Source organism: Nonomuraea sp. NPDC047897 (assembly GCF_043204415.1).
Classification (GTDB): Bacteria; Actinomycetota; Actinomycetes; order Streptosporangiales; family Streptosporangiaceae; genus Nonomuraea.
The window spans coordinates 49,399-66,755 of the sequence record NZ_JBIDCC010000004.1; the positions used below are offsets into that span (position 1 = coordinate 49,399).

At 71.2% G+C, this 17,357-nt stretch carries 18 protein-coding genes and 1 pseudogene; 10 read left to right on the forward strand and 9 right to left on the reverse strand.

What is annotated here, in order from left to right; all coding sequences use genetic code 11:
* Positions 1 to 424: 424 nt before the first annotated feature.
* Positions 425 to 544: pseudogene (locus ACGF0J_RS10095) on the forward strand (IS5/IS1182 family transposase); the annotation flags it as partial.
* A 104-nt stretch (positions 545 to 648) separates the two neighbouring features.
* On the opposite strand, the gene ACGF0J_RS10100 reads toward ACGF0J_RS10095, so the two are convergent.
* Together ACGF0J_RS10100 and ACGF0J_RS10105 are read right to left on the reverse strand one after the other, a co-directional pair.
* Positions 649 to 1,296, reverse strand: coding sequence for a carboxymuconolactone decarboxylase family protein (locus ACGF0J_RS10100; RefSeq protein WP_393144005.1), 648 nt, complete (start codon positions 1,294 to 1,296; stop codon positions 649 to 651).
* Between the two features lie 15 nt (positions 1,297 to 1,311).
* Positions 1,312 to 2,130: an SDR family oxidoreductase gene (locus ACGF0J_RS10105; RefSeq protein WP_393144007.1), complete on the reverse strand. Its 819-nt coding sequence runs from the start codon at positions 2,128 to 2,130 to the stop codon at positions 1,312 to 1,314.
* Between the two features lie 83 nt (positions 2,131 to 2,213).
* Here ACGF0J_RS10105 and ACGF0J_RS10110 point away from each other — a divergent pair, with 83 nt between their 5' ends.
* Positions 2,214 to 2,759: a TetR family transcriptional regulator gene (locus ACGF0J_RS10110; RefSeq protein ID WP_393144009.1), complete on the forward strand. Its 546-nt coding sequence runs from the start codon at positions 2,214 to 2,216 to the stop codon at positions 2,757 to 2,759.
* Here ACGF0J_RS10110 and ACGF0J_RS10115 read toward each other — a convergent pair.
* On the reverse strand, positions 2,738 to 3,337 hold the full coding sequence (locus tag ACGF0J_RS10115) for an HXXEE domain-containing protein (protein ID WP_393144011.1): 600 nt from the start codon (positions 3,335 to 3,337) through the stop codon (positions 2,738 to 2,740). The two genes, ACGF0J_RS10110 and ACGF0J_RS10115, sit on opposite strands and share 22 nt — an antisense overlap.
* Positions 3,338 to 3,490: 153 nt before the next feature.
* On the opposite strand from ACGF0J_RS10115, the gene ACGF0J_RS10120 reads away from it, so the two are divergent.
* Genes ACGF0J_RS10120 through ACGF0J_RS10130 form a run of 3 tightly spaced genes read left to right on the forward strand, consistent with a single transcriptional unit; the run spans position 3,491 to position 5,818 of the window.
* On the forward strand, positions 3,491 to 4,696 hold the full coding sequence (locus ACGF0J_RS10120) for a hypothetical protein (protein WP_393144013.1): 1,206 nt from the start codon (positions 3,491 to 3,493) through the stop codon (positions 4,694 to 4,696).
* Positions 4,693 to 5,061 carry a hypothetical protein gene (locus ACGF0J_RS10125; RefSeq protein ID WP_393144015.1) on the forward strand — a complete coding sequence of 123 codons (369 nt, stop codon included), beginning with the start codon at positions 4,693 to 4,695 and terminating at the stop codon, positions 5,059 to 5,061. The genes ACGF0J_RS10120 and ACGF0J_RS10125 overlap by 4 nt, the downstream gene beginning before the upstream one ends.
* Positions 5,062 to 5,101: 40 nt before the next feature.
* Entirely contained in the window at positions 5,102 to 5,818 is a 717-nt protein-coding gene (locus ACGF0J_RS10130; RefSeq protein ID WP_393144017.1) for a hypothetical protein, read from the forward strand.
* On the opposite strand, the gene ACGF0J_RS10135 is transcribed toward ACGF0J_RS10130, so the two are convergent.
* Positions 5,803 to 8,508 carry an ATP-binding protein gene (locus ACGF0J_RS10135; protein ID WP_393144020.1) on the reverse strand — a complete coding sequence of 902 codons (2,706 nt, stop codon included), beginning with the start codon at positions 8,506 to 8,508 and terminating at the stop codon, positions 5,803 to 5,805. The two genes, ACGF0J_RS10130 and ACGF0J_RS10135, sit on opposite strands and share 16 nt — an antisense overlap.
* 150 nt (positions 8,509 to 8,658) lie before the next feature.
* Entirely contained in the window at positions 8,659 to 9,546 is an 888-nt protein-coding gene (locus tag ACGF0J_RS10140; protein WP_393144022.1) for an alpha/beta hydrolase, read from the reverse strand.
* A gap of 78 nt (positions 9,547 to 9,624) precedes the next feature.
* Here ACGF0J_RS10140 and ACGF0J_RS10145 point away from each other — a divergent pair, with 78 nt between their 5' ends.
* The 3 genes from ACGF0J_RS10145 (at position 9,625) to ACGF0J_RS10155 (ending at position 12,204) form a co-directional block, all read left to right on the forward strand.
* A complete protein-coding gene (locus ACGF0J_RS10145; RefSeq protein ID WP_393144024.1) occupies positions 9,625 to 10,326 on the forward strand; it encodes a TetR family transcriptional regulator in 702 nt (233 codons plus the stop codon).
* Positions 10,327 to 10,542: 216 nt separating this feature from the next.
* Positions 10,543 to 11,007, forward strand: coding sequence for an SAM-dependent methyltransferase (locus ACGF0J_RS10150; RefSeq protein WP_393144026.1), 465 nt, complete (start codon positions 10,543 to 10,545; stop codon positions 11,005 to 11,007).
* A gap of 222 nt (positions 11,008 to 11,229) precedes the next feature.
* Positions 11,230 to 12,204 carry an alpha/beta fold hydrolase gene (locus ACGF0J_RS10155; RefSeq protein ID WP_393144028.1) on the forward strand — a complete coding sequence of 325 codons (975 nt, stop codon included), beginning with the start codon at positions 11,230 to 11,232 and terminating at the stop codon, positions 12,202 to 12,204.
* A 781-nt stretch (positions 12,205 to 12,985) separates the two neighbouring features.
* Here ACGF0J_RS10155 and ACGF0J_RS10160 read toward each other — a convergent pair.
* On the reverse strand, positions 12,986 to 13,549 hold the full coding sequence (locus ACGF0J_RS10160; RefSeq protein ID WP_393144030.1) for a hypothetical protein: 564 nt from the start codon (positions 13,547 to 13,549) through the stop codon (positions 12,986 to 12,988).
* 340 nt (positions 13,550 to 13,889) lie between these two features.
* Here ACGF0J_RS10160 and ACGF0J_RS10165 point away from each other — a divergent pair, with 340 nt between their 5' ends.
* On the forward strand, positions 13,890 to 14,438 hold the full coding sequence (locus ACGF0J_RS10165) for a hypothetical protein (protein WP_393144032.1): 549 nt from the start codon (positions 13,890 to 13,892) through the stop codon (positions 14,436 to 14,438).
* Here the strand turns inward: ACGF0J_RS10165 and ACGF0J_RS10170 are convergent.
* Together ACGF0J_RS10170 and ACGF0J_RS10175 are read right to left on the reverse strand one after the other, a co-directional pair.
* Positions 14,395 to 14,817, reverse strand: a complete 423-nt coding sequence (locus ACGF0J_RS10170; protein ID WP_393144034.1) for a pyridoxamine 5'-phosphate oxidase family protein — start codon at positions 14,815 to 14,817, stop codon at positions 14,395 to 14,397. The two genes, ACGF0J_RS10165 and ACGF0J_RS10170, sit on opposite strands and share 44 nt — an antisense overlap.
* 106 nt (positions 14,818 to 14,923) lie before the next feature.
* Complete coding sequence (locus ACGF0J_RS10175) at positions 14,924 to 15,259, reverse strand: hypothetical protein (protein WP_393144036.1); 336 nt, start codon at positions 15,257 to 15,259, stop codon at positions 14,924 to 14,926.
* Positions 15,260 to 15,405: 146 nt separating this feature from the next.
* Between ACGF0J_RS10175 and ACGF0J_RS10180 the strand changes: the two genes are divergently transcribed.
* Positions 15,406 to 16,794: a rhodanese-like domain-containing protein gene (locus tag ACGF0J_RS10180; protein WP_393144038.1), complete on the forward strand. Its 1,389-nt coding sequence runs from the start codon at positions 15,406 to 15,408 to the stop codon at positions 16,792 to 16,794.
* A gap of 104 nt (positions 16,795 to 16,898) precedes the next feature.
* Here the strand turns inward: ACGF0J_RS10180 and ACGF0J_RS10185 are convergent, their stop codons facing one another.
* Complete coding sequence (locus ACGF0J_RS10185) at positions 16,899 to 17,324, reverse strand: TIGR03618 family F420-dependent PPOX class oxidoreductase (RefSeq protein WP_393144040.1); 426 nt, start codon at positions 17,322 to 17,324, stop codon at positions 16,899 to 16,901.
* Positions 17,325 to 17,357: the final 33 nt, after the last annotated feature.

Below are 17,357 nucleotides of genomic sequence, written 5' to 3' on the forward strand. Positions count from 1 at the left end.
CGCTTCAGAGGTGCGCGTGGGTGACCAACCGGGTGACAACCGCCCCGGACGATTCGCGAGAGCGTAGGCAGCCGCCGCCCCCTCACATCGTGTGGGAAAGCCTGAGCGACCCTTGGCGACCTAGCGGACGGCAGTGGCTGGACCTGAACCCCGATGAAGTGAAGCCGCGCATCCTCCGTGGGGTGGAGCCGGAACTCGTGGTCTGGTCACCACTGTGGCCGGACAGGCCGGCTCAACTTCCTGATCAACGCTCAGCTCCGGTCTTCTTTCGGGCAGTGAGGGGTCTCGGCGGACGCGTACTGCAACAGAGGCACGCAACCGCTCACGTCCCACGCCCGTCTAGCACTGTTCAGGGTCGGGTTGCGGACCTCTGATCACGGTCGGGCTGGTATTCATGGCGATGCTGGAGGGCATCGGGGTGCCACGTCTGGGAGGTGGCCGCCCCCGTACTCGGCCGGACCGGGTGCTGGCCGATATGGCCTACAGCTCGCGCGGCGACCGCCGTTACCTGCGCAGGCGCGGCATCAAGGCCACCCGTCCCGATGCGGCGAGGTCGTCCTCGTGAACCACGTCTCCGGCGGAGGGGCCTCCTCGTACTTCGGCCCGTGCGAGGACAGCACGGTCTCTAGAGGACAGCACGGTCTCTGGCTAGAGGTGGAGGGCTCGTGCGGCGGCCCAGGCTTTCGGCAGGCCGAATTCGGCCACGCCGCGGAGCAGGTCGCGTAGGGTGTCGTCGGTGGCGCCGGCGGCTCTGGCCAGCTCGGCGTGCAGGTGTAGGGATTCGCCGAGCGTCTGGTAGAAGACATCCACCACCAGGCAGGCTATGGCTCGCTCCCGGACGCTGATGTGCGGGCGGGCCCAGCGCTGAGCCAGTTGGTCCTCGGTGAAGGCGGCCAGGCCCGGGTCGATGTCTTCCAGGGCGTGGACGGTTCGCGCGAGCGGTCCGGTCAGGGGCGCGGGCTCGACGGGCTGGTCGTCCCGCGCGTCGGCCAGGCCCAGCTCGGTCAGGCGCTGGAAGGCGGTGACCAGAATGGGGTAGCCGACGTAGGGCGCGAGGTGCCGGTAGAGCTCCCGGATCGCCTCGGAGTCGACCCCCTGGTCCAGGGCCATCCGCAGGTGCATGGCCAGGGGCTGGCCGAGGTGGGGGTGGCACACGTCGGCGGTCAGGCAGACGAAGGCCTTCTCGCGCATGGTCAGGTGGGGCAGGCCCCAGAGGTTGTGGCCCGCGCCGACGGCGCACTGGGCGAGGACGGGGTCGAGTGCGTACAGGGCTTCGGCGCCGGCGAGCTGGGTCATGGTGGTGGGCTCCGTTCAGGACAGGCCGAGCGCGCGCATGCGCAGGGCATCGAGGGTGTATTGGGGGACGATCCGGCCCAGGGTGCTCATCAGGCGGGATTTCTTGCCGACGGGGTAGCGGGAGCGTGGCCTGCGCGCGGTGAGGGCGTGCAGGACCGCGCGGGCGACGACGTCGGGGCTGGATCCGGTGCGTTCTTCCTTGAGGCCGGCGGTGGTCATGGTGCGGTACGCCGCGCCGTACAGCCGTCGCCCCTCCTCGCCGAGGGAGGCCAGGCGGGGCTCGACCTCGTCTTCGAGCTTGTCGACGGCGTCGGTGTGGATGGAGCCGGGTTCGATGAGGACGGCGGCGACGCCGTGCGGCTTGAGCTCCATGCGCAGCGCGTCGTTGAGCGAGCGGATGGCGTGCTTGGAGGAGCAGAGCGGGCCTCCGAAGGGCAGGGTGATCCAGCTGCCCACCGAGCCCACGGTGACCACCCGGCCCCGCGAGGCGCGCAACATCGGCAGCATGGCCTGGGTGACGGCGACCTGGCCGAAGACGTTGACCTCGTACTGCCGGCGCAGCGCGTCCAGAGGGACGAACTCGACCGGGCCGGTGACGCCGATGCCGGCGTTGTTGACCAGGGCGTCCAGGTGGCCGAGGCGCTCGGCGGCGTCGGCGATCTGGCCGGGGTCGGTGACGTCGAGTTTGATCGGGTTGACGGTGGGGCCGAGCGCCTGGCCGTCGGCGTCCTTGCGTACTCCGGCGTGGACGGTGTAGCCCTCGCGGGCCAGCAGCAGGGCGGTGGCGCGGCCGATTCCGGTGGAAGCGCCGGTCACCAGCACGGTCTTCGACATGGTGTGCTCCTTTCCGCGTATGCCAACGATTGTTGACCTAATGTCCCGGACAAGTCAACATCTGTTGGCCTACACTTGTTGATATGAGGAGATCGGCAACGGAGACCAAGGCGGCGATCCTGGCCGCGGCCCGTCAGCGCTTCGCCGCTGACGGCTACGAGAAGGCGACGATCAGGGCGGTCGCCGCCGACGCCGGCATCGACCCGGCGATGGTGATGCGCTACTTCGGCAACAAGGAAGGGCTGTTCGCCAGCGCAGCCGAGTTCGACCTGCGCCTGCCCGACCTGAGCCGGGTCCCTCGCGAGCGGCTGGGCGAAACGGTGATCCGGCATTTCCTGCAGCGATGGCAGGCCGATGACGTGCTCCAGGTCCTGCTGCGCACGGGGGTGACGAACGACGCCGCGGCCGCGCGCATCCGCGAGGTCTTCACCACTCAGCTCGCACCGACGATGGGCCGGCTCGCGAAGGACGGAGCCGCTGCCAGGGCGACACTCGTGGCTTCCCAGATCTTGGGGATGGCCCTGTGTCGCTACATCCTGAAATTTCCACCGGCGGTCGATATGTCGGACGAGGAGGTGATCGAATGGCTCGCGCCGACCCTCCAGCGCTATCTGACCGACAGCGGCTGAGCCGCCCGCTCCTCGGCCGCAAGCCGGCGGTTCTCCTTGACCAGGAAGTAGATCAGCAGGCTGCTCATGATGAGGTGCCCGCCGGCGGTGTACAGGCCGGGGAAGTAGCCGCCTTTGAGGATCGGGAAGACGAAGTGGGCGATGCCGTTGAGCAGGCCGGCCCCGAGGGCGTACCACCACAGGAAGAAGTTGGCCACGCGGATCCGGTAGAGCGCGCCTGCTCCCGCGAAGAAGTAGAGGGCGCCGAAACCGAAGACGAACACGAGCAGGAACTCCTTCTCCGGCCAGTCACGCGGCGAGTCGAACAGCTCGACGATCTCGTGGGGGAAGCCGCCGGTGTACTCCTCTGCCATGTGGATGAGCTGGAAGCCCACCGCGCACAGGTAGACGGCGATCACTTTTCTGGACTTCACCGGGCGGGCATAGCTGAAGGTCATCCAGCCGCTCCAGCCGAGCACGCTGGCCAGCACGAGGATCATCGCGCCCTGGAGGGGGAGGGTGAGCAGGGCCCAGGTGCAGAAGGCCAGGGCCAGGATCGCCATCACGGTCGCCGAGTAGGGTTCAGGTCGTCTGGTCATGGCCCGGACCTTATGAACATCCCGGCGGCCGCCGCCTCCGTCGCGTGACTGATGTTCGTCTCGCGGTCACACCAGTCATCTGACAGAGGCGACATGTGAGGGTCTCGGCCTAGCGTCCTGCCGCATGAATGCGATCGATGACCGGCCGACGGCATGACACGCGTCCTGGCTGCCGCGTTCCTGCTGGTGCTGTCACTGGCCGTCCCGGCCCGGGCGCATGTCGTCGAGGCCGGCGCGGACCTGCGGGTGACGCAGACCTTCGGAGCGCGCGAGGTCACGTTCGTCATCGCGGGGGTTTCGTCCGTACCGGCGCCGCTGCGGGTGAGCGTGCAAGCCGTGGACCCCACGAGCCTGGAGTTCGCGCTGGAACTGCGCTCGCTGGCCGACGGGAGCAGGTCGACCGGTTCGGTACGGGTCGGTCAGGGTCCCGCCGCGTTGCCGGCCCGCCATGCGGGCCCGTACGAGCTGCGTGTGCGTGCCGGTGACGAGGCGTCGACGATCCCCTTCCGGGTGCTGGTGCCCGTCAGTGCCCCCTGGACGATGGCGATGGACGGGGCCTTCCTCGTGACCGGGCTGCTGGTGGTCGGCGGCGTCCTCACCAGCAGCAGGTCCAGGCTCCTCGTGGGCGGCGCGAGTGCGTCCGCGGCGGTCGCGGTCGCCCTGATGCTGCTGGCGCCGCACCTGCCCGCCGCCCAGCCGGAGGGGGCCGCACCCGTCGCCGAGGCCGGCCGGCCGTACGCGCAGGGCCGGTACTCGACACTCCCCGCCCGGCCCGCCACGGGCGCCGAGTTCACCCTGACCCTGCGGCTCACCGACGGCGGGACCGGGCGGCCGGTGGACGACCTCACCGTCCACCATGAGGCCCCGGCGCACCTGGTGGTCACCAGCGAGGACGGTGCCGTCTTCCGGCACGTGCACCCGCTGCGGACCGCGCCGGGTGTGCTGGCGGTACGGCTGCGCGTCCCGCAACCGGGCCGCTACCTCGCCTATGCCGAGATCGAGCGGCAGGAGTCGGGCGGGCAGCTCGTCTCCGGATCCTTCGAGGTCGTCGGTCCGGCCCGGCCGGAGGCCTCACCCCGGGAGACCGCCGTGCCCCGTCTCACCCCGGCGGCGCCGGTCGCCGGAAGCCCGGTGACCGTCGAGCTCGGCGCGGAGGGGCGGCTCCAGCCGTGGCTGGGCATGTCCGGCCATCTGATCGTCAGGAGCGAGGACGGAGCGCACCTGGCTCACGCGCACGCGGCTTCCGCGCTTCGTTTCACGCTCACTCTCCCCGCTCCGGGCCGGTACCTGGCGTGGGTCCAGTACGCCACGGGAGGGCGGCTCGTGACCCGGTCCTTCACCATGGAGGTGGATCGATGAGATACCTGGCTGTCTGCCTGCTGGTAGCGGGTGTGCTGTTCGTCGTCACGTCACGTTGGTTCGGCGGCGGCCCGGAGGACGTGCGGGCCGCGGGCGAGCGGTACGGCGTCACCGTGCTGACGGCCGATCCCGTCGAGGTGCGGGTGACCTCGGGCGAGGCCGAAACGGTCACGCTGGCCGCGGTCATGCCGGGCATGGGCCATGCTTCGCCGCCGGTCGGCACCGTACCGGCCGGTCCTGGCCGCTTCGTGGCGGAGAAGAGCGTGTTCGGCATGGACGGCGTCTGGGAGCTGTCGATCACCCTCTCCGGCGCTCAGGGCGAGGAAGTGATCAACGTGAGTACGGTGGTCACATCAGTGAGATGACGGAGGCGGCCGGCGACGGGCGCGCGTTAGCGTCGGCGGCATGAGGCTGATCAACGAGCACATGGCCGTCAAGGCCCGCGCGCTGCCCACGACGGGCGACGGTTTCGTCGTGCTGGCCGGCGAGGTCGGCGCCTGGCGCGGCCCTCTCCCGTCCGCACCCACCCGGTTGGCCGCCCACCTCAAGGCCCTGGCCACGGACATCCAGGCCCGCGAGGCCAACGTGTTCCGCGCCCTGTTCCGCACTCCCGGCGAGGGCGACGAGCTCCTGGCCGCCAGGGGCATCCGCCCGGCGCGCTACGACGTCGTCGTGCTGATCCGCACAGCGTCCGTGGAGTCCGCTCTCGCGGTGCGCGAGAGCGCCGCCTACAAGGAGCTCGCCGGGACGCTGCGCGCGGCCGCTCGCCGTACCCACGAGGTCGTCGCGAGCAATGCCGGACGGCTCGGCGACGTGGACCACAGCCAGGACCATCACTTCCTGTTCAACTACTTCTACGCCGACGACCGCGACACTCTGCTGAAGGTGTGGGAGTACACCGCCGGATGGTTCCAGGCGAAGACCGCGCTGCCCAACTCCGCGCTGATGCGGCCGCTGGAGGGCGAGCCTGCCGACTACGGGCTCATCAACCACGCGAGTTGGCCGACCTTGCGCGCCTTCCTGCCCAGCCTGATCTTCCGGCCCACCTTCCGCAGCTTCGTGCTGGCCAACTTCAAGGCCAACGGCGTCGCCGCGCAGCCGATCATCTACCGCCGGGTGTGACACAGCCTGGCCAGCTCGGCCCGCGAGGCGACACCCAGCTTGGGAAACGCCTTGTAGAGGTGGGAAGCGACCGTCCGCGGGCTCAGGAAGAGCTGGGCGGCGATCTCGCGGTTGGACGCTCCCGTGACCGCCAGCCGTACCACCTGGAGCTCCTGCGGCGTGAGCGCGGCCAGCAGGTCGTCGGTGCCGCTGCTGGGTACGGAGACGCCGGCCGCGCGCAGCTCACCGGCCGCGCGGGCCGACCACGGCGCGGCGCCCAGGCGGTCGAAGGCCTCCATGGCGGCCTCCAAGTGGGGGCGGGCCTCGCTGCGCCGCTGGTGCCGCCGCAGCCACTCCCCGTACACCAGCCGGGTGCGCGCCTGGTCGAAGGGCTGCTCGTGCTGCAGGTGCAGCTCCAGAGCACGCTCGAATGTCCGCTCGGCGCGGTGGTCGGGGGCCATCAGCGCCCGGGCCCGGTGCTGGACGGCCAGGGGTCCCGGCTGTTCGGTGGCTCCCGCCCAGGCCGCATGCCGGTGCAGCGCCTCCTGCGCCCGCTGGGGGGTGCCCGCCCTGACGGCCGCCTCGACGTAGTCGGGCCAGACGTAGCGCCAGATGAAGGCGTGGCGCGACGGGCCCGCCATCGCCCGGTCCATCCGGCCGAGCACCGCCTCGTAGCGGCCCCGGCCCAGCTCCAGCAGCACCCCGGCGTACTCGGCCCAGCAACGGCTCGGCATCCACCTCAGGGTCTCGGAGTGCCGGAAGGCCTCGGCGGCCCTCACCGCGTACTCCTCCTCCTCGCCGGCGACCGCCAACAGCCAGGCGTGCAGGCCCACCAGATAGCTGCGCCACACCGGCTGGCCCACGTCCGTGGCAAGGGCCAGCCCCTCTGCCACCGTGTCGCGGGCGGCCTGGTGCCTGCCGTCCATCAACTGGGCGATGGCCAGCACGGTCATCGCCTGCGGCATCCGCCCCAGTCGCCCTTCCACCCGGCATTCCTGGACGAGTTCGGCCACGGCATCGAGCATCCCATCGCGATCAGCGGGAATGATGGACTGGAAAGCTATGATCATGCGCAGGTCGAACGGCACCTGCTCGACCCGCGCCGTGTGGGTGGCGCTCACCGTGGTGCCGCCCTCCAGGACCGTACGGAAGTCCCGGTTGATCGCCTTCACTACCGTGGTCACCCCCTTCTTGGTCGGGGTCAGTTCCTCGACACGGCGGAGCAGGTCGATCTGGTCGGGGTGCGCGGCGCTGGTCCAGATGTAGAAGCCGGCCAGGCTGAGCAGTGACAGCCGGGTGAGATGATCCGTGCCGGCCTGGACGCCCTCCAGCAGCAGCCGCGCGGCCTCCAGCGGGCGTCCCGCCTCGAAGGCCAGCCGCGCTCGCACCCAGACCAGCTCGGCCATGACGGCCCCGGTCACGGTTCCCGGCTCCGCCTTCCGCAGCGCCTGGGCGACCAGCTCGGCGGCACGCTGCTCCAGCCCTGCCTCGACAGCCGCACGGGCAGCCGCCGTGTACCGGCGCGTCGCCTCGGCGGCGTCGGCCGACAGCTCGGCGGCACGAGCGTAGGCCGCCGAAACCGCGGCCTGCCCACCACGCCGCTGCGCGCGCAACGCCAGCCGTTCCAGCTCCATGGCCACCCGCTCGTCGGCCCGCAGCGTGACCGCGGCCAGATGCCAGGCCCGCCGGTCGTCGTCGACCGCCTCGGCCAGGGCCTGGTGCGCGGCCATCCGCGCGGCGATGTCAGTGGCCAGCAGCACCGCGGCCCGCACCAGGGGATGGTGGAAGGTGACACCCTCCGGGGTGATCCGGATCAGGCCCGCCCGCTCGGCCGGCGCGGCGTCGTCGAGCGAGGTGCCGAGCAGGCCCAGCGCGTGGGCGAGCACGCCCAGCTCGCTCCGGTCGCCGAGCGCGGCCACCAGCAGGCAGGAGCGGGTGCTCTCGGGTAGCACGGCGATCCGGTCGCGGAAGCCGGCGAGCACCCGGTTGGTCACCGGTGTCGCGTTTCCCAGGCAGAAGGGCAGCGGGCCCGTCGCCGCGGGGCTGAGCATGCGTGGCAGTTCGACGAGAGCGAGGGGGTTTCCCTGGGCCTCGGTCACCACCTGTTCGCGTACCGCGGGTGGCAGCGTCGCCGCGTGCTCGGCGAGGAGCTGTCTGGCGGCTTCGGCGTCCAGGTTTCGCACCGGGAGCTCGGGCAGGCCCGCGGCGGGGAAGCGGGAACCGGTCCGCGCGGCGAACAGCACAGTGACAGGCTCGGCGTGCAGGCGGCGCGTGGCGAACAGCAGCGCGTCGGCCGACTCGCCGTCCAGCCATTGCGCGTCGTCGACCAGGCAGACCAGCGGTCCCTGCGCCGACACCTCCACGAGCAGGCTGAGCGTGGCCAGCCCGACGAGAAAGCGGTCGCCCCGGGTGGCGCCGCCCAGGCCGAGCGCGCCGAGCAGAGCCTCGGCCTGCTGCGGCGGGAGCGCTTCCACACGGTCCAGAACCGGTCGGAGCAGCAGGTGCAGGGCGGCGAACGGAAGCTCGGCCTCCGATTCCACGCCCGTCACCCGCAGGACCCGGGCACGGGTCCCGGCGGCCGCGTAGTCGAGCAGGGCCGACTTGCCGATGCCCGCGTCTCCGCGCACGACCAGCGTGCCGGGACGGCCCTGGAGCGTGTCGAGCAGCAACTGGTCGATCACGGTCTGCTCCGCCGCCCGGCCGTACAACATGTCACTCCTCGTGCTCGCCGTCGCCAATGTCAGTGTGTCGCCCATGGGTTTCCTTCGTGGCGAGGGTTCGGTCGAGATGGCGGGCCACTGTCACGGGGTCGGTGCGCAGGGCTCGGGAGCTGTCGATGGCGGATGCTCACGTATCGTCCATCACACTGTCGCGGATGTCCGGCGGAAGAAGTCGATCTGGTCGGCGACCACACGTTCCCGGAATCCGGGGTCGGTGTAGAAGGTGAAGTGGGTGCCGGGGTACACGCGCAGTTCGCCTCGCGGGGCGCGGTCGGCCAGCGCCCGGGTGGTCTCCAGCGGCGTCTCCCGGTCCTCGGCGGCGACGCAGACCAGCAAGGGGCAGGCCAGGCGTGCCGCAGCCTCGGCGGGCCGGTAGCGCATCATCTGCAGCAGCCCCCTGGGCGCGACGCTGTTGCGCCATGACGTCCCGTGTCCACCGGTGAGGGTCTGGATGTGCTGGTCAGCTTCGGCCGTCGTGGTCACGGCGACTTCTCCCGGCCGTCCCACCATGGGGATGTAGTAGGGTCGCAGGCCCAGCCTGCCCCGTAACGCGTCCCAGAGCATCGCGCCCAGCACCCTCAGCGTGTCACCGGTCGACCGTCCCTCGACCTTCTTCGGAAATCCGTTGAACGGGATCTGCGCCACCACGGCTCCGATCCGGGGATCGCTCGCGGCCACCGTGATCGCGTGCGCGCCGCCCAGCGAGTTGCCCCACAGCAGCACCCTGCCGGGGTCGACCCGCTCGTGCCCGCGGGCGAAGGCCACGGCGGCGCGGATGTCGACGAGCTGGCCGTCGACGTCGGGAAGCTGGCGCGGCTCGCCGTCGCTCTCGCCGAAGCTGCGGTAGTCGAAGACCAGCGCCGCGAAGCCCGCGGCGGCGAAGCGCTCGGCGTAGTCGAAGAGTCGGTCCATCGTCCCGCTGAAGCCGTGGCAGAGCACCACACACGGCACTGGCCCGGAGTCGGCGGGCAGGTAGAGGTAACCGGCGCACCGGACGCCGGCAGAGGTGAAGGACGCTTGGGTTCGCATACAGATCATCTCCGCAGCAATAGACTGACTTCCGGTAAGCACATTAGCGAACGAACTGACCGTTGGTAAGTGGGGTCCATGACTTCCGAGCGGATTCTGGAGGCGGCGCGCGCCCTTTTCTCCGCGCGCGGCTACCGCGCCACCTCCATGCAGGCCATCGCCGACGAGGTGGGCATCACCAAGGCCGCCCTCTACTACCACTTCGAGTCCAAAGAGGAGATCCTCCGCCGGCTCACGCTGCCACTGCTGGACGAACTGGAGGCGGTGCTGGCCCGGGCCGAGTCGCACGACAGCGCCGAGGAGGTGCGGTGGCGGGCGATCGAGGGTTATGTCGACGTGCACCTGCGCCACCGCCACACGCTCACCATGCTGGTCAAGGACATGACGCTGCTGGTGCAGTCGCCGATCGCCGACCGTTTCCGCACCGCGATCGCCCTGGCCAACGAGCTGGTGGCCGGTCCGGGCGGCGGGCTTGAGCAGCGGGTGCGAGCCTGCCAGGTGGTCGCCGGCCTGGCCGATCCGGTGGTGCTGTTCCGCGACGAACCGGCCGAGCCGCTGCGAAGCCTGATCCTGGACGGCGCCAGGGCGCTGCTGGACGAACCGGTCGTCCCCCGGGCGCGCGGGCGCGCCCGGGGACGCAACGGCGGACGTCGCGCCATTCTCAACGAGGATCAGGTCGCGCAGGCACGGTCCCTGTACGTCGACGGCCTCAGCGTCGAGGAGATAGCCAGCCGGTTCGAGGTTTCGAGGGCGACCGTCTATCGCCATCTCAAAATCTAAAGATAGTGATACTGATTTTGAGACGGCCCGCATGTCCGGCGCAGGCGGGACCGGCGGGAGCCATGGCGCAGCCGGGACCGCCGCCCCCGATCATGCTGCCCGGCCCCTGCCTAGCCAGCCGACGAGAGCCTCGAAGAACTTCAGTCACCTGACGGATCCAGCCCGGCCTGCCAGGCCGTACGGTCGTGACCAGCCGAGCGAACCTGGAGGAATGTCGTGCAGGCCGTCACTCTGAAGCCCGTAGGAAGAGTCGTCGGTGGTCGAATCGAGGCCATCGACGACGGCTGGAGCGCCGAACAGGCGATGATCCGCATCGACGGAACGCGTTTCGGCTCGGACGCGCTGGCCGGGCTGGACGCGTTCTCACATCTGGAGGTGGTGTTCCAGTTCCACCTCGTGGACCCGTCCTCGGTCCCCGCCTCTGCCCGTCATCCGCGCGACAACCCCGCGTGGCCCAAGGTGGGCATCTTCGCCCAGCGAGGCAAGAACCGTCCGAACCGGCTGGGCGTCTCCCGCTGCCGCCTGCTCGCCGTCGACGGGCTCGACATCCACGTACGCGGCCTGGACGCCATCGACGGCAGCCCGGTCTTGGACGTCAAGCCCTACATGGCCGAGTTCGGCCCGCAGGGCGAGACGGTGCAGCCGGAGTGGGCGACCGAGTTGATGCGTGCCTACTACTGATCCGGGACGACCCGCCACCGTACGGTGACGGGGGCCGCCACCGTACGGTCGCGGCCCCCGGCCTGGCCACAGCAGGTCGCCGGGAGCCACCCGAACAGCAGCCCGCCGACATCCACATCAGCACCGGATGCCGCGTGAGGCAGGTCACCGCCCGCACCTGTCACGTCGGTCGACACCTGCCCCGTCTAGTGTGCGGCGACCTTGCGACAACAGGAGGCGATCATGGCTTTCCGTGCAGAAACTCCCCACATCTCTCCCGAACGGCCCGCCCGCCGGCGAAAGCGGCGGCGCTGGCCGCTGTGGGTGGCGGCCGTGGTCACGCTGCTGGCGGCCGTGATGCTCTTCGGTGCGTACGGCTGGCAACCTGCGGCCGTGGAGGGCTACCGCTCGCCGTACGAAAGCAACTATCTCGACACGCCGCAGGCGCGGTTCCACTACAGCAAGACGGGCAGCGGATCGCCCGTGGTGCTGGTGGCGGGCGGGGCGCAGTGGCTGTACTCCTACCGGCACACGATCTCGGCGCTCGCGCGTGAACACACCGTGTACGCCGTCGATCTGCCCGGGCAGGGATACACCACCGTGAAGGGCGAGTTCGGCTACGGCATCCCCGGCATGGCACGGGCACTCGGGGCGTTCCTGGACGCGACCGGGCTGTCCACGGTCTCCCTGGTCGGGCACTCCTGGGGAGGCGCCTGGTCGCTGTACTACGCCGAGCACAACCCCGCACGCGTCGACCGGCTCGTGCTGCTCGACTCACCCGGCCTGGACAAGCCGCTCGCCTCGCAGACGGCGCTGTTCTCGATACCCGTCGTGGGCGAACTGGCGGTCAAGCTGATGGGCCGCGCCGATTTCGAGAAGAGCCTGCGCACCGCCTTCGCCCACCAGGACCGCGTCACCCCCGAGGTCGTGGATGAGACCTGGCACTGGATGTCACGTCCTGACAACCGAGAGGCGTTCGTGCGGCTCGTCCGGACCCAGGACTACAAGGCGACAGACGCCGGACTCACCCGCCTCCGCGCCCGCACCCTCGTGGTCTGGGGCCAAGCCGACCAGTGGCTCCCGGTCTCCTACGCGGAAGAGTACGGCAGGCGCATCCCCGGCGCCACGGTGAAGGTCGTCCCCGGCGCCGGACACAACGTCCACGAAGACGCCCCCGAACACGTCAACCCACTCCTGACCGCCTTCCTCAAAGCCTGAAACCGGGCCGCTGTCAATGCCGGCCTTCGGCTGCGCGGAGCCGGAGTCTGCAGTCCCTCTCGGAAATCTACATGTGTGGATGGTCGTGGGCGATGACGAGCCGCTTGTCACCGCCTCCGGTGCTGGCGCCGGCTAGGGGCGGGGCGAATTCGTAGACGCCGGTACTGGTGTACTTGACCTGGTCGTTCGGCTGCCAGTAATCCTGAAAGATGTAGTAGAGATGGAACTTATGTGGGCGGCAACCTTCGCCAGGGTGACACGTAAGACCATCCTTGTAGACTCGAATGCTCTTCGATATCTCGTCCGGGTTGCCGACCCATGGAACTCGAATGTTGCTGGATTTGTGCTGTGCGCGTCGATGGGACCGAACCAGGAGTTGCTCTCTGCGATGAAGAGCCATGCCGGATAGTCCATCGCGTTCTGCACTTCCGTGATCACGGTGACATTCGCCCTGGCCATGGCCGTGGATGTGGCGCCATGCAGGGATCCGGCCGTGGCGGCGTCGGCGGACGAGAGGGCGGTGCCCGCGCCGCCGATCGTAAGAGCTCCTGCCGCGACGACTGAGAGGGTGCGGAAGATTCGCATGGCGGTCCTCTACGTTCGGTTCATGTGATCTCTACGGAGAGTAATGTCACGGGCACGTGGAGTCAATGTTCGCCGGCCTCAGAGCCTCCTGCGACGCCCACGGGCGACGGCGGGCGGATCCGCCACATGCCGCTTCACAGGTCGGATCCCCAGCGGCTCTTTCCGCTTGTGGGCCCCGTTGTGACGGGTCGTCGGGTCAGACGGGTTCGCACAGCCTCCTGAGCTCCGAGAAGTCCGTATTGATGTCGGCGATCACCTGACGGGGATCGCCGCCGGTCATGCCGGTCAGGCGGAAGCTCAGCTCCTGGAACTCGGCGGCCAGCCGCCTGATCTTCGCTCCCACCACTCCTTGCGCGTCGATGGCCGCGCCCATCAGGTCCTGGTACGTCTGCTGAGCCGCGGCTGCCTGGCTGCTGCGGACGGTCCCGGCGTTCCGGTGGTATGCGGTCAGCGCCGTCGCCGCCTCCTCGCAGCCGGAGGGACTGACCGGTGGCAGCAGGGTGGGCGGAACCTGAAGCGCTCGTGTGGAGCTGCGCACGGGTGGTTCGGACGAGCTGGGCTCGGGCGACGGGCTCGGGGGTGGCGCTTCGGGCCGAGTGGTGACCGGATCGGGGGACGGTGACCGCGTGCGGGGGGTGGTGACGACCGGGTCGTCCTGGATCTGGGAGGGCGGCGGAGGTGGCGGGGGCATCGGGGGCGGCGGCATCAGGTAGGCGATCAGCGCGACCACGGCGGCGACCGCACCCGCCAGAGCACTCACAGCCGGCCAGTTCAGGCGCGAGCCCGTTCCCCCGCCCGCCGCCGCAGGCTGCGCTGATCCGCTCTTCGTCATGCCCTCATCGTGGCCGAGCCGCCGAGCACGGTCCAGAATCCCTCGTGCTGATCTTCCTGCCTGTGGGCGGCGACGAGATCCCGCTCGATGACGTGCGGCGGTTCGCCGGGGCGGCTTCGGCCGGGTTACGTCCTTGGCCGCCGCGTCGGGCGGGACCTTCGGGCACCGTCGGGGGGACCAGTGGCCCTCACGCCGCGCGTCCGTTGATCGAAGACTCGGAGGGCGGCCCCCGGAGGGGGTTCGCGGTGGTCGCTGGAAGGAGCGGAAGATGAGCCTTGCCCGGAGGACGGCGGTGGCGGTGCTGGGGGGCGCCGGTGCCGCGATGCTGGTCGCGGGCCCGGTCATGGTGGTCAGGGGCAGGAAAGGGCGGGCCGAGATCCGGGCCGAGCTGCGCGCGCAGTCGATCACCTTTCCGGACGGGGGGCCGGTCGGCGACGCGGGCCGGGCCGTGCTGACGGGGCCCGAGGCCCGCCGGTACGCGCAGGTGATCGAGGGCAACCTGCGGACGGCGACGGGCGGCCGGACCTACGCCCAGGTCAGCGCCGACCTCATGGCCGCCGGGGGCGCCGACGAGAAGCTGGCGGCGCTGCGGCGGACGGCGTTCACCGGGCAGATGCTGCGCGCCTCGCTGCTCAACGCCTACCTGGCGTGGCAGGTCACGACGCTGGTCATCGGGCTGGGGGCGCTGCTGACCGGGTCGGGCGCGGCGCTGGCGGCCACGGCCGGCTGGCTGCTCGCGGAGGACGGGGACACCCGCCGCGCGGGGGGCGGGGTCAGATCGTCGTGCTGGGGGCGGGGCGCAGGCGGAAGCCCGTGACGATCTCGGGGCTGATGCGGACCACCTGGTCCATCTCCCCCGACACCCACGGACGCAGCCGCGCCCGGTAGCGCGCCGCCTCCTCCAGGTCGGACACCAGCCGGGCGACCCCGGTGACGATCACGCTCCAGCCGAGGCGCCGTTCGGCGTCCAACTCGTCGGCCTCGAACGCCACCACCGCGCCCGATGGCGCCACCTCGGTGCTGAGCACGGTGCCCGGGTTGGACCGGATGATGATCTGCCCGCCGGTGACGAGGTGGTTCACCGGGCGGATGGCGGGCAACGCGTGCCGGGTGAACACGATGCGGCCTATCGGCGCCCCGGCCAGCAAGCGCAGGGCCTCCGCCGGTGACAGTTCTTCGAGATCGCGGGCCGTCATCGCGACGATCTGCCCATGTCGGTCGATATCACCTCCACATGATGGTGGCCGGTGCGACGTCCGGAACAGGGACCAAAGTCCTTTCCGCAGCAGCCGGGGCAGCGCGTCAGCCCGGCCGCAGACCGGTCGAACCGAGGCCGGTGCGGGCGAAGAAGTCCTCGACCGCGATGAGGTGGTTGTCGATCGTGCCCCGGGCGTAACCGCCGCTCTCCAGGTGCAGGCGGTAGGCGCGGGCCGTCCGCACGGCCGTGGTCATTTCGGCCAGCGGGCGCGGGTCACCGGCAGCGGTCCCGGCCGTCCAGGCGAGGAAGCGCCGGGTGCGGGACAGGTACGTGACCCGGCTGGACCCGGCCAGCCGCGAGCCGGCCAGCGCGGCGGCGTACGCCGACAGCATCCGGTCGTAGGGCGCCGGGAGCGGGGGCGGCGCGTTCCGTGCCGGCACGAGGCGCTCCCTTCGGGCGGCGGAGGCAGGATTCGGGGTTTCCGGGGAAGACGCTAGGGGAGAGGCGGACGGGACGGCACCGGCTCAGGTCCCCGGCAGCCGGGACCTTCGGCCCTTGCCGGTGCAGACGAGGGGGGCGGGCGGACGTGGCGACGATCAGCGTCGAGGTGGTGGAGACCTCCTCGCTCGGCGACCGCAGCTACCTGGCGCACGACGGGCGGGTCGCGCTCGTGGTCGATCCGCAGCGCGACATCGACCGCGTCCTGATGCTGGCCGGCCGACTCGGCGTGCGGGTCACGCACGTGGCGGAGACGCACCTGCACAACGACTACGTCTCCGGCGGCCTGGCGCTGGCCCGGTTGACCGGCGCCGCCTACCTGGTGGCGGCGGGCGACGCCGTGGACTTCGACCGGCTGCCGGTGGCGGGCGGCGACGAGATCGCCGTCTCGGACGCGATGCGCCTGGCGGCCGTGGCCACGCCCGGCCACACGTTCCACCATCTGTCGTACGTCCTGACCGGCCCTTCCGGGGTGGAAGGGGTGTTCACCGGTGGGTCGCTGCTGTTCGGCACCACCGGTCGTACCGATCTGCTGGGCGCCCGGCACGCCCGCGCCCTGGCCCACCGCCAGCACGCCTCGGCGCGGCGGCTGGCCGAGCTGCTGCCCGACGGCGCGCGGATCTGGCCCACCCACGGGTTCGGCAGCTTCTGCGCCTCCGGCCAGTCCGACATCGACGCCTCCACCATCGGCCGAGAACGGGACGCGAACCCCGCCCTGCGGCTGGAGGCCGGCGACTTCGTCGCCCAGACGCTGGCCGGGCTGGACGCCTACCCCGCGTACTACGCCCACATGGGCGCCCGCAACACCGCCGGCGCCGGCCTCGTCGACCTCACCCCGGCCGAGGCCGCCGACGCCGCGCGGCTGCGTGAGCGGATCGCGGCCGGTGAGTGGGTGGTGGACCTGCGTTCGCGCAAGGCGTTCGCGCACCGCCATCTGGCCGGGACGCTCAGCTTCGGACTGGACGGGCCGATGGCGACCTGGGTGGGCTGGCTCGCCCCCTGGGGTGCGCCCATCACGCTGCTGGGCGAGACGGCCGAGCAGGTCGCCACGGCCCAGCGCGAGCTGGCCCGCATCGGCATCGACCGCCCGGCCGCCGCCGCGACCGGCGCCCCAGAGGACTGGGCGGGCGGCGACGCGACCCGGCTGGGGGAGTGGCCGCTCGCCACGTTCGCCGACCTGGCCGCCGTACGGGCCGGCCGCGGACCGCGTCACCTGCCCGCCCCGGACGTCGTCCTCGACGTACGGCTCGCGGGCGAGTGGCGTGCCGGGCATGTCGAGGGAGCCGTCAACGTCCCGCTGCCCGAGTTGCCGGACCGGCCGGCCGATGTGCCTGCCGGGACGGTGTGGGTGCACTGCGGCTCGGGCTACCGCGCCGCGGCCGCCGCCGCCCTGCTGGCCCGGGCGGGGCGGACGGTGGTGCACGTCGACGACGAGTTCGACCGGGCCGCCGACGCGGGCCTGACCGTCACCGGCTGACCGTCACCGGTCAGCCGGGCCGTCCGACATGAGCGGCCGGCAGGCTCACGCCGCCGCGGTAAGGGGAGTCGTCCCAGCCGTGGGCGCCGATCCGACGAGCGTGATCACGCGTTGCCCAGGACGCGCGTCACCCGGATCTCCAGGACGACCCGGGCGGGGTTCGGCCGCGGCTCGCGGTAGCGCTCGGCGTAGCGGCGTTCGGCGTCGGCGACCTGGTCGGCCTCGACGCGGACCACGGCCCGCCCTTCCAGCGTCGACCACCTGCGCCCGTCCACCTGGCAGAGCGCCACCTTCGCCCCGTCGGGTCCCGCCGCCGCGGCGAGCCGGGCCTTCTGCGAGGTGCCGGAGGTGATCACGCGGGCGATGCCGGCGGCCAGGTCGAGGGTGGCGCCCACCGGCACCACGTGCGGGGAGCCGTCGGGCCGGGCGGTGGACAGCGTGCACAGGTGCCGCTCCCGCCAGAACTCGGCGAAACCGTCACCGCGCTCAACCAGGTTCACACGCCTCCTCCGGGACTCGCCAGGAATCATCGTATGCTCCGGCACACGTCCACAGGTGAAGTG

Excerpts from the sequence above, each read along its gene's own strand:
- ACGF0J_RS10130 (WP_393144017.1), top strand. The coding sequence starts at position 5,102 with ATGAGGCTGATCAACGAGCACATGGCCGTCAAGGCCCGCGCGCTGCCC.
- ACGF0J_RS10120 (WP_393144013.1), top strand. The coding sequence starts at position 3,491 with ATGACACGCGTCCTGGCTGCCGCGTTCCTGCTGGTGCTGTCACTGGCC.
- ACGF0J_RS10100 (WP_393144005.1), bottom strand. The coding sequence starts at position 1,296 with ATGACCCAGCTCGCCGGCGCCGAAGCCCTGTACGCACTCGACCCCGTC.
- ACGF0J_RS10125 (WP_393144015.1), top strand. The coding sequence starts at position 4,693 with ATGAGATACCTGGCTGTCTGCCTGCTGGTAGCGGGTGTGCTGTTCGTC.
- ACGF0J_RS10115 (WP_393144011.1), bottom strand. The coding sequence starts at position 3,337 with ATGACCAGACGACCTGAACCCTACTCGGCGACCGTGATGGCGATCCTG.
- ACGF0J_RS10140 (WP_393144022.1), bottom strand. The coding sequence starts at position 9,546 with ATGCGAACCCAAGCGTCCTTCACCTCTGCCGGCGTCCGGTGCGCCGGT.
- ACGF0J_RS10110 (WP_393144009.1), top strand. The coding sequence starts at position 2,214 with ATGAGGAGATCGGCAACGGAGACCAAGGCGGCGATCCTGGCCGCGGCC.
- ACGF0J_RS10155 (WP_393144028.1), top strand. The coding sequence starts at position 11,230 with ATGGCTTTCCGTGCAGAAACTCCCCACATCTCTCCCGAACGGCCCGCC.
- ACGF0J_RS10185 (WP_393144040.1), bottom strand. The coding sequence starts at position 17,324 with ATGATTCCTGGCGAGTCCCGGAGGAGGCGTGTGAACCTGGTTGAGCGC.
- ACGF0J_RS10165 (WP_393144032.1), top strand. The coding sequence starts at position 13,890 with ATGAGCCTTGCCCGGAGGACGGCGGTGGCGGTGCTGGGGGGCGCCGGT.
- ACGF0J_RS10145 (WP_393144024.1), top strand. The coding sequence starts at position 9,625 with ATGACTTCCGAGCGGATTCTGGAGGCGGCGCGCGCCCTTTTCTCCGCG.
- ACGF0J_RS10170 (WP_393144034.1), bottom strand. The coding sequence starts at position 14,817 with ATGACGGCCCGCGATCTCGAAGAACTGTCACCGGCGGAGGCCCTGCGC.
- ACGF0J_RS10135 (WP_393144020.1), bottom strand. The coding sequence starts at position 8,508 with ATGTTGTACGGCCGGGCGGCGGAGCAGACCGTGATCGACCAGTTGCTG.
- ACGF0J_RS10105 (WP_393144007.1), bottom strand. The coding sequence starts at position 2,130 with ATGTCGAAGACCGTGCTGGTGACCGGCGCTTCCACCGGAATCGGCCGC.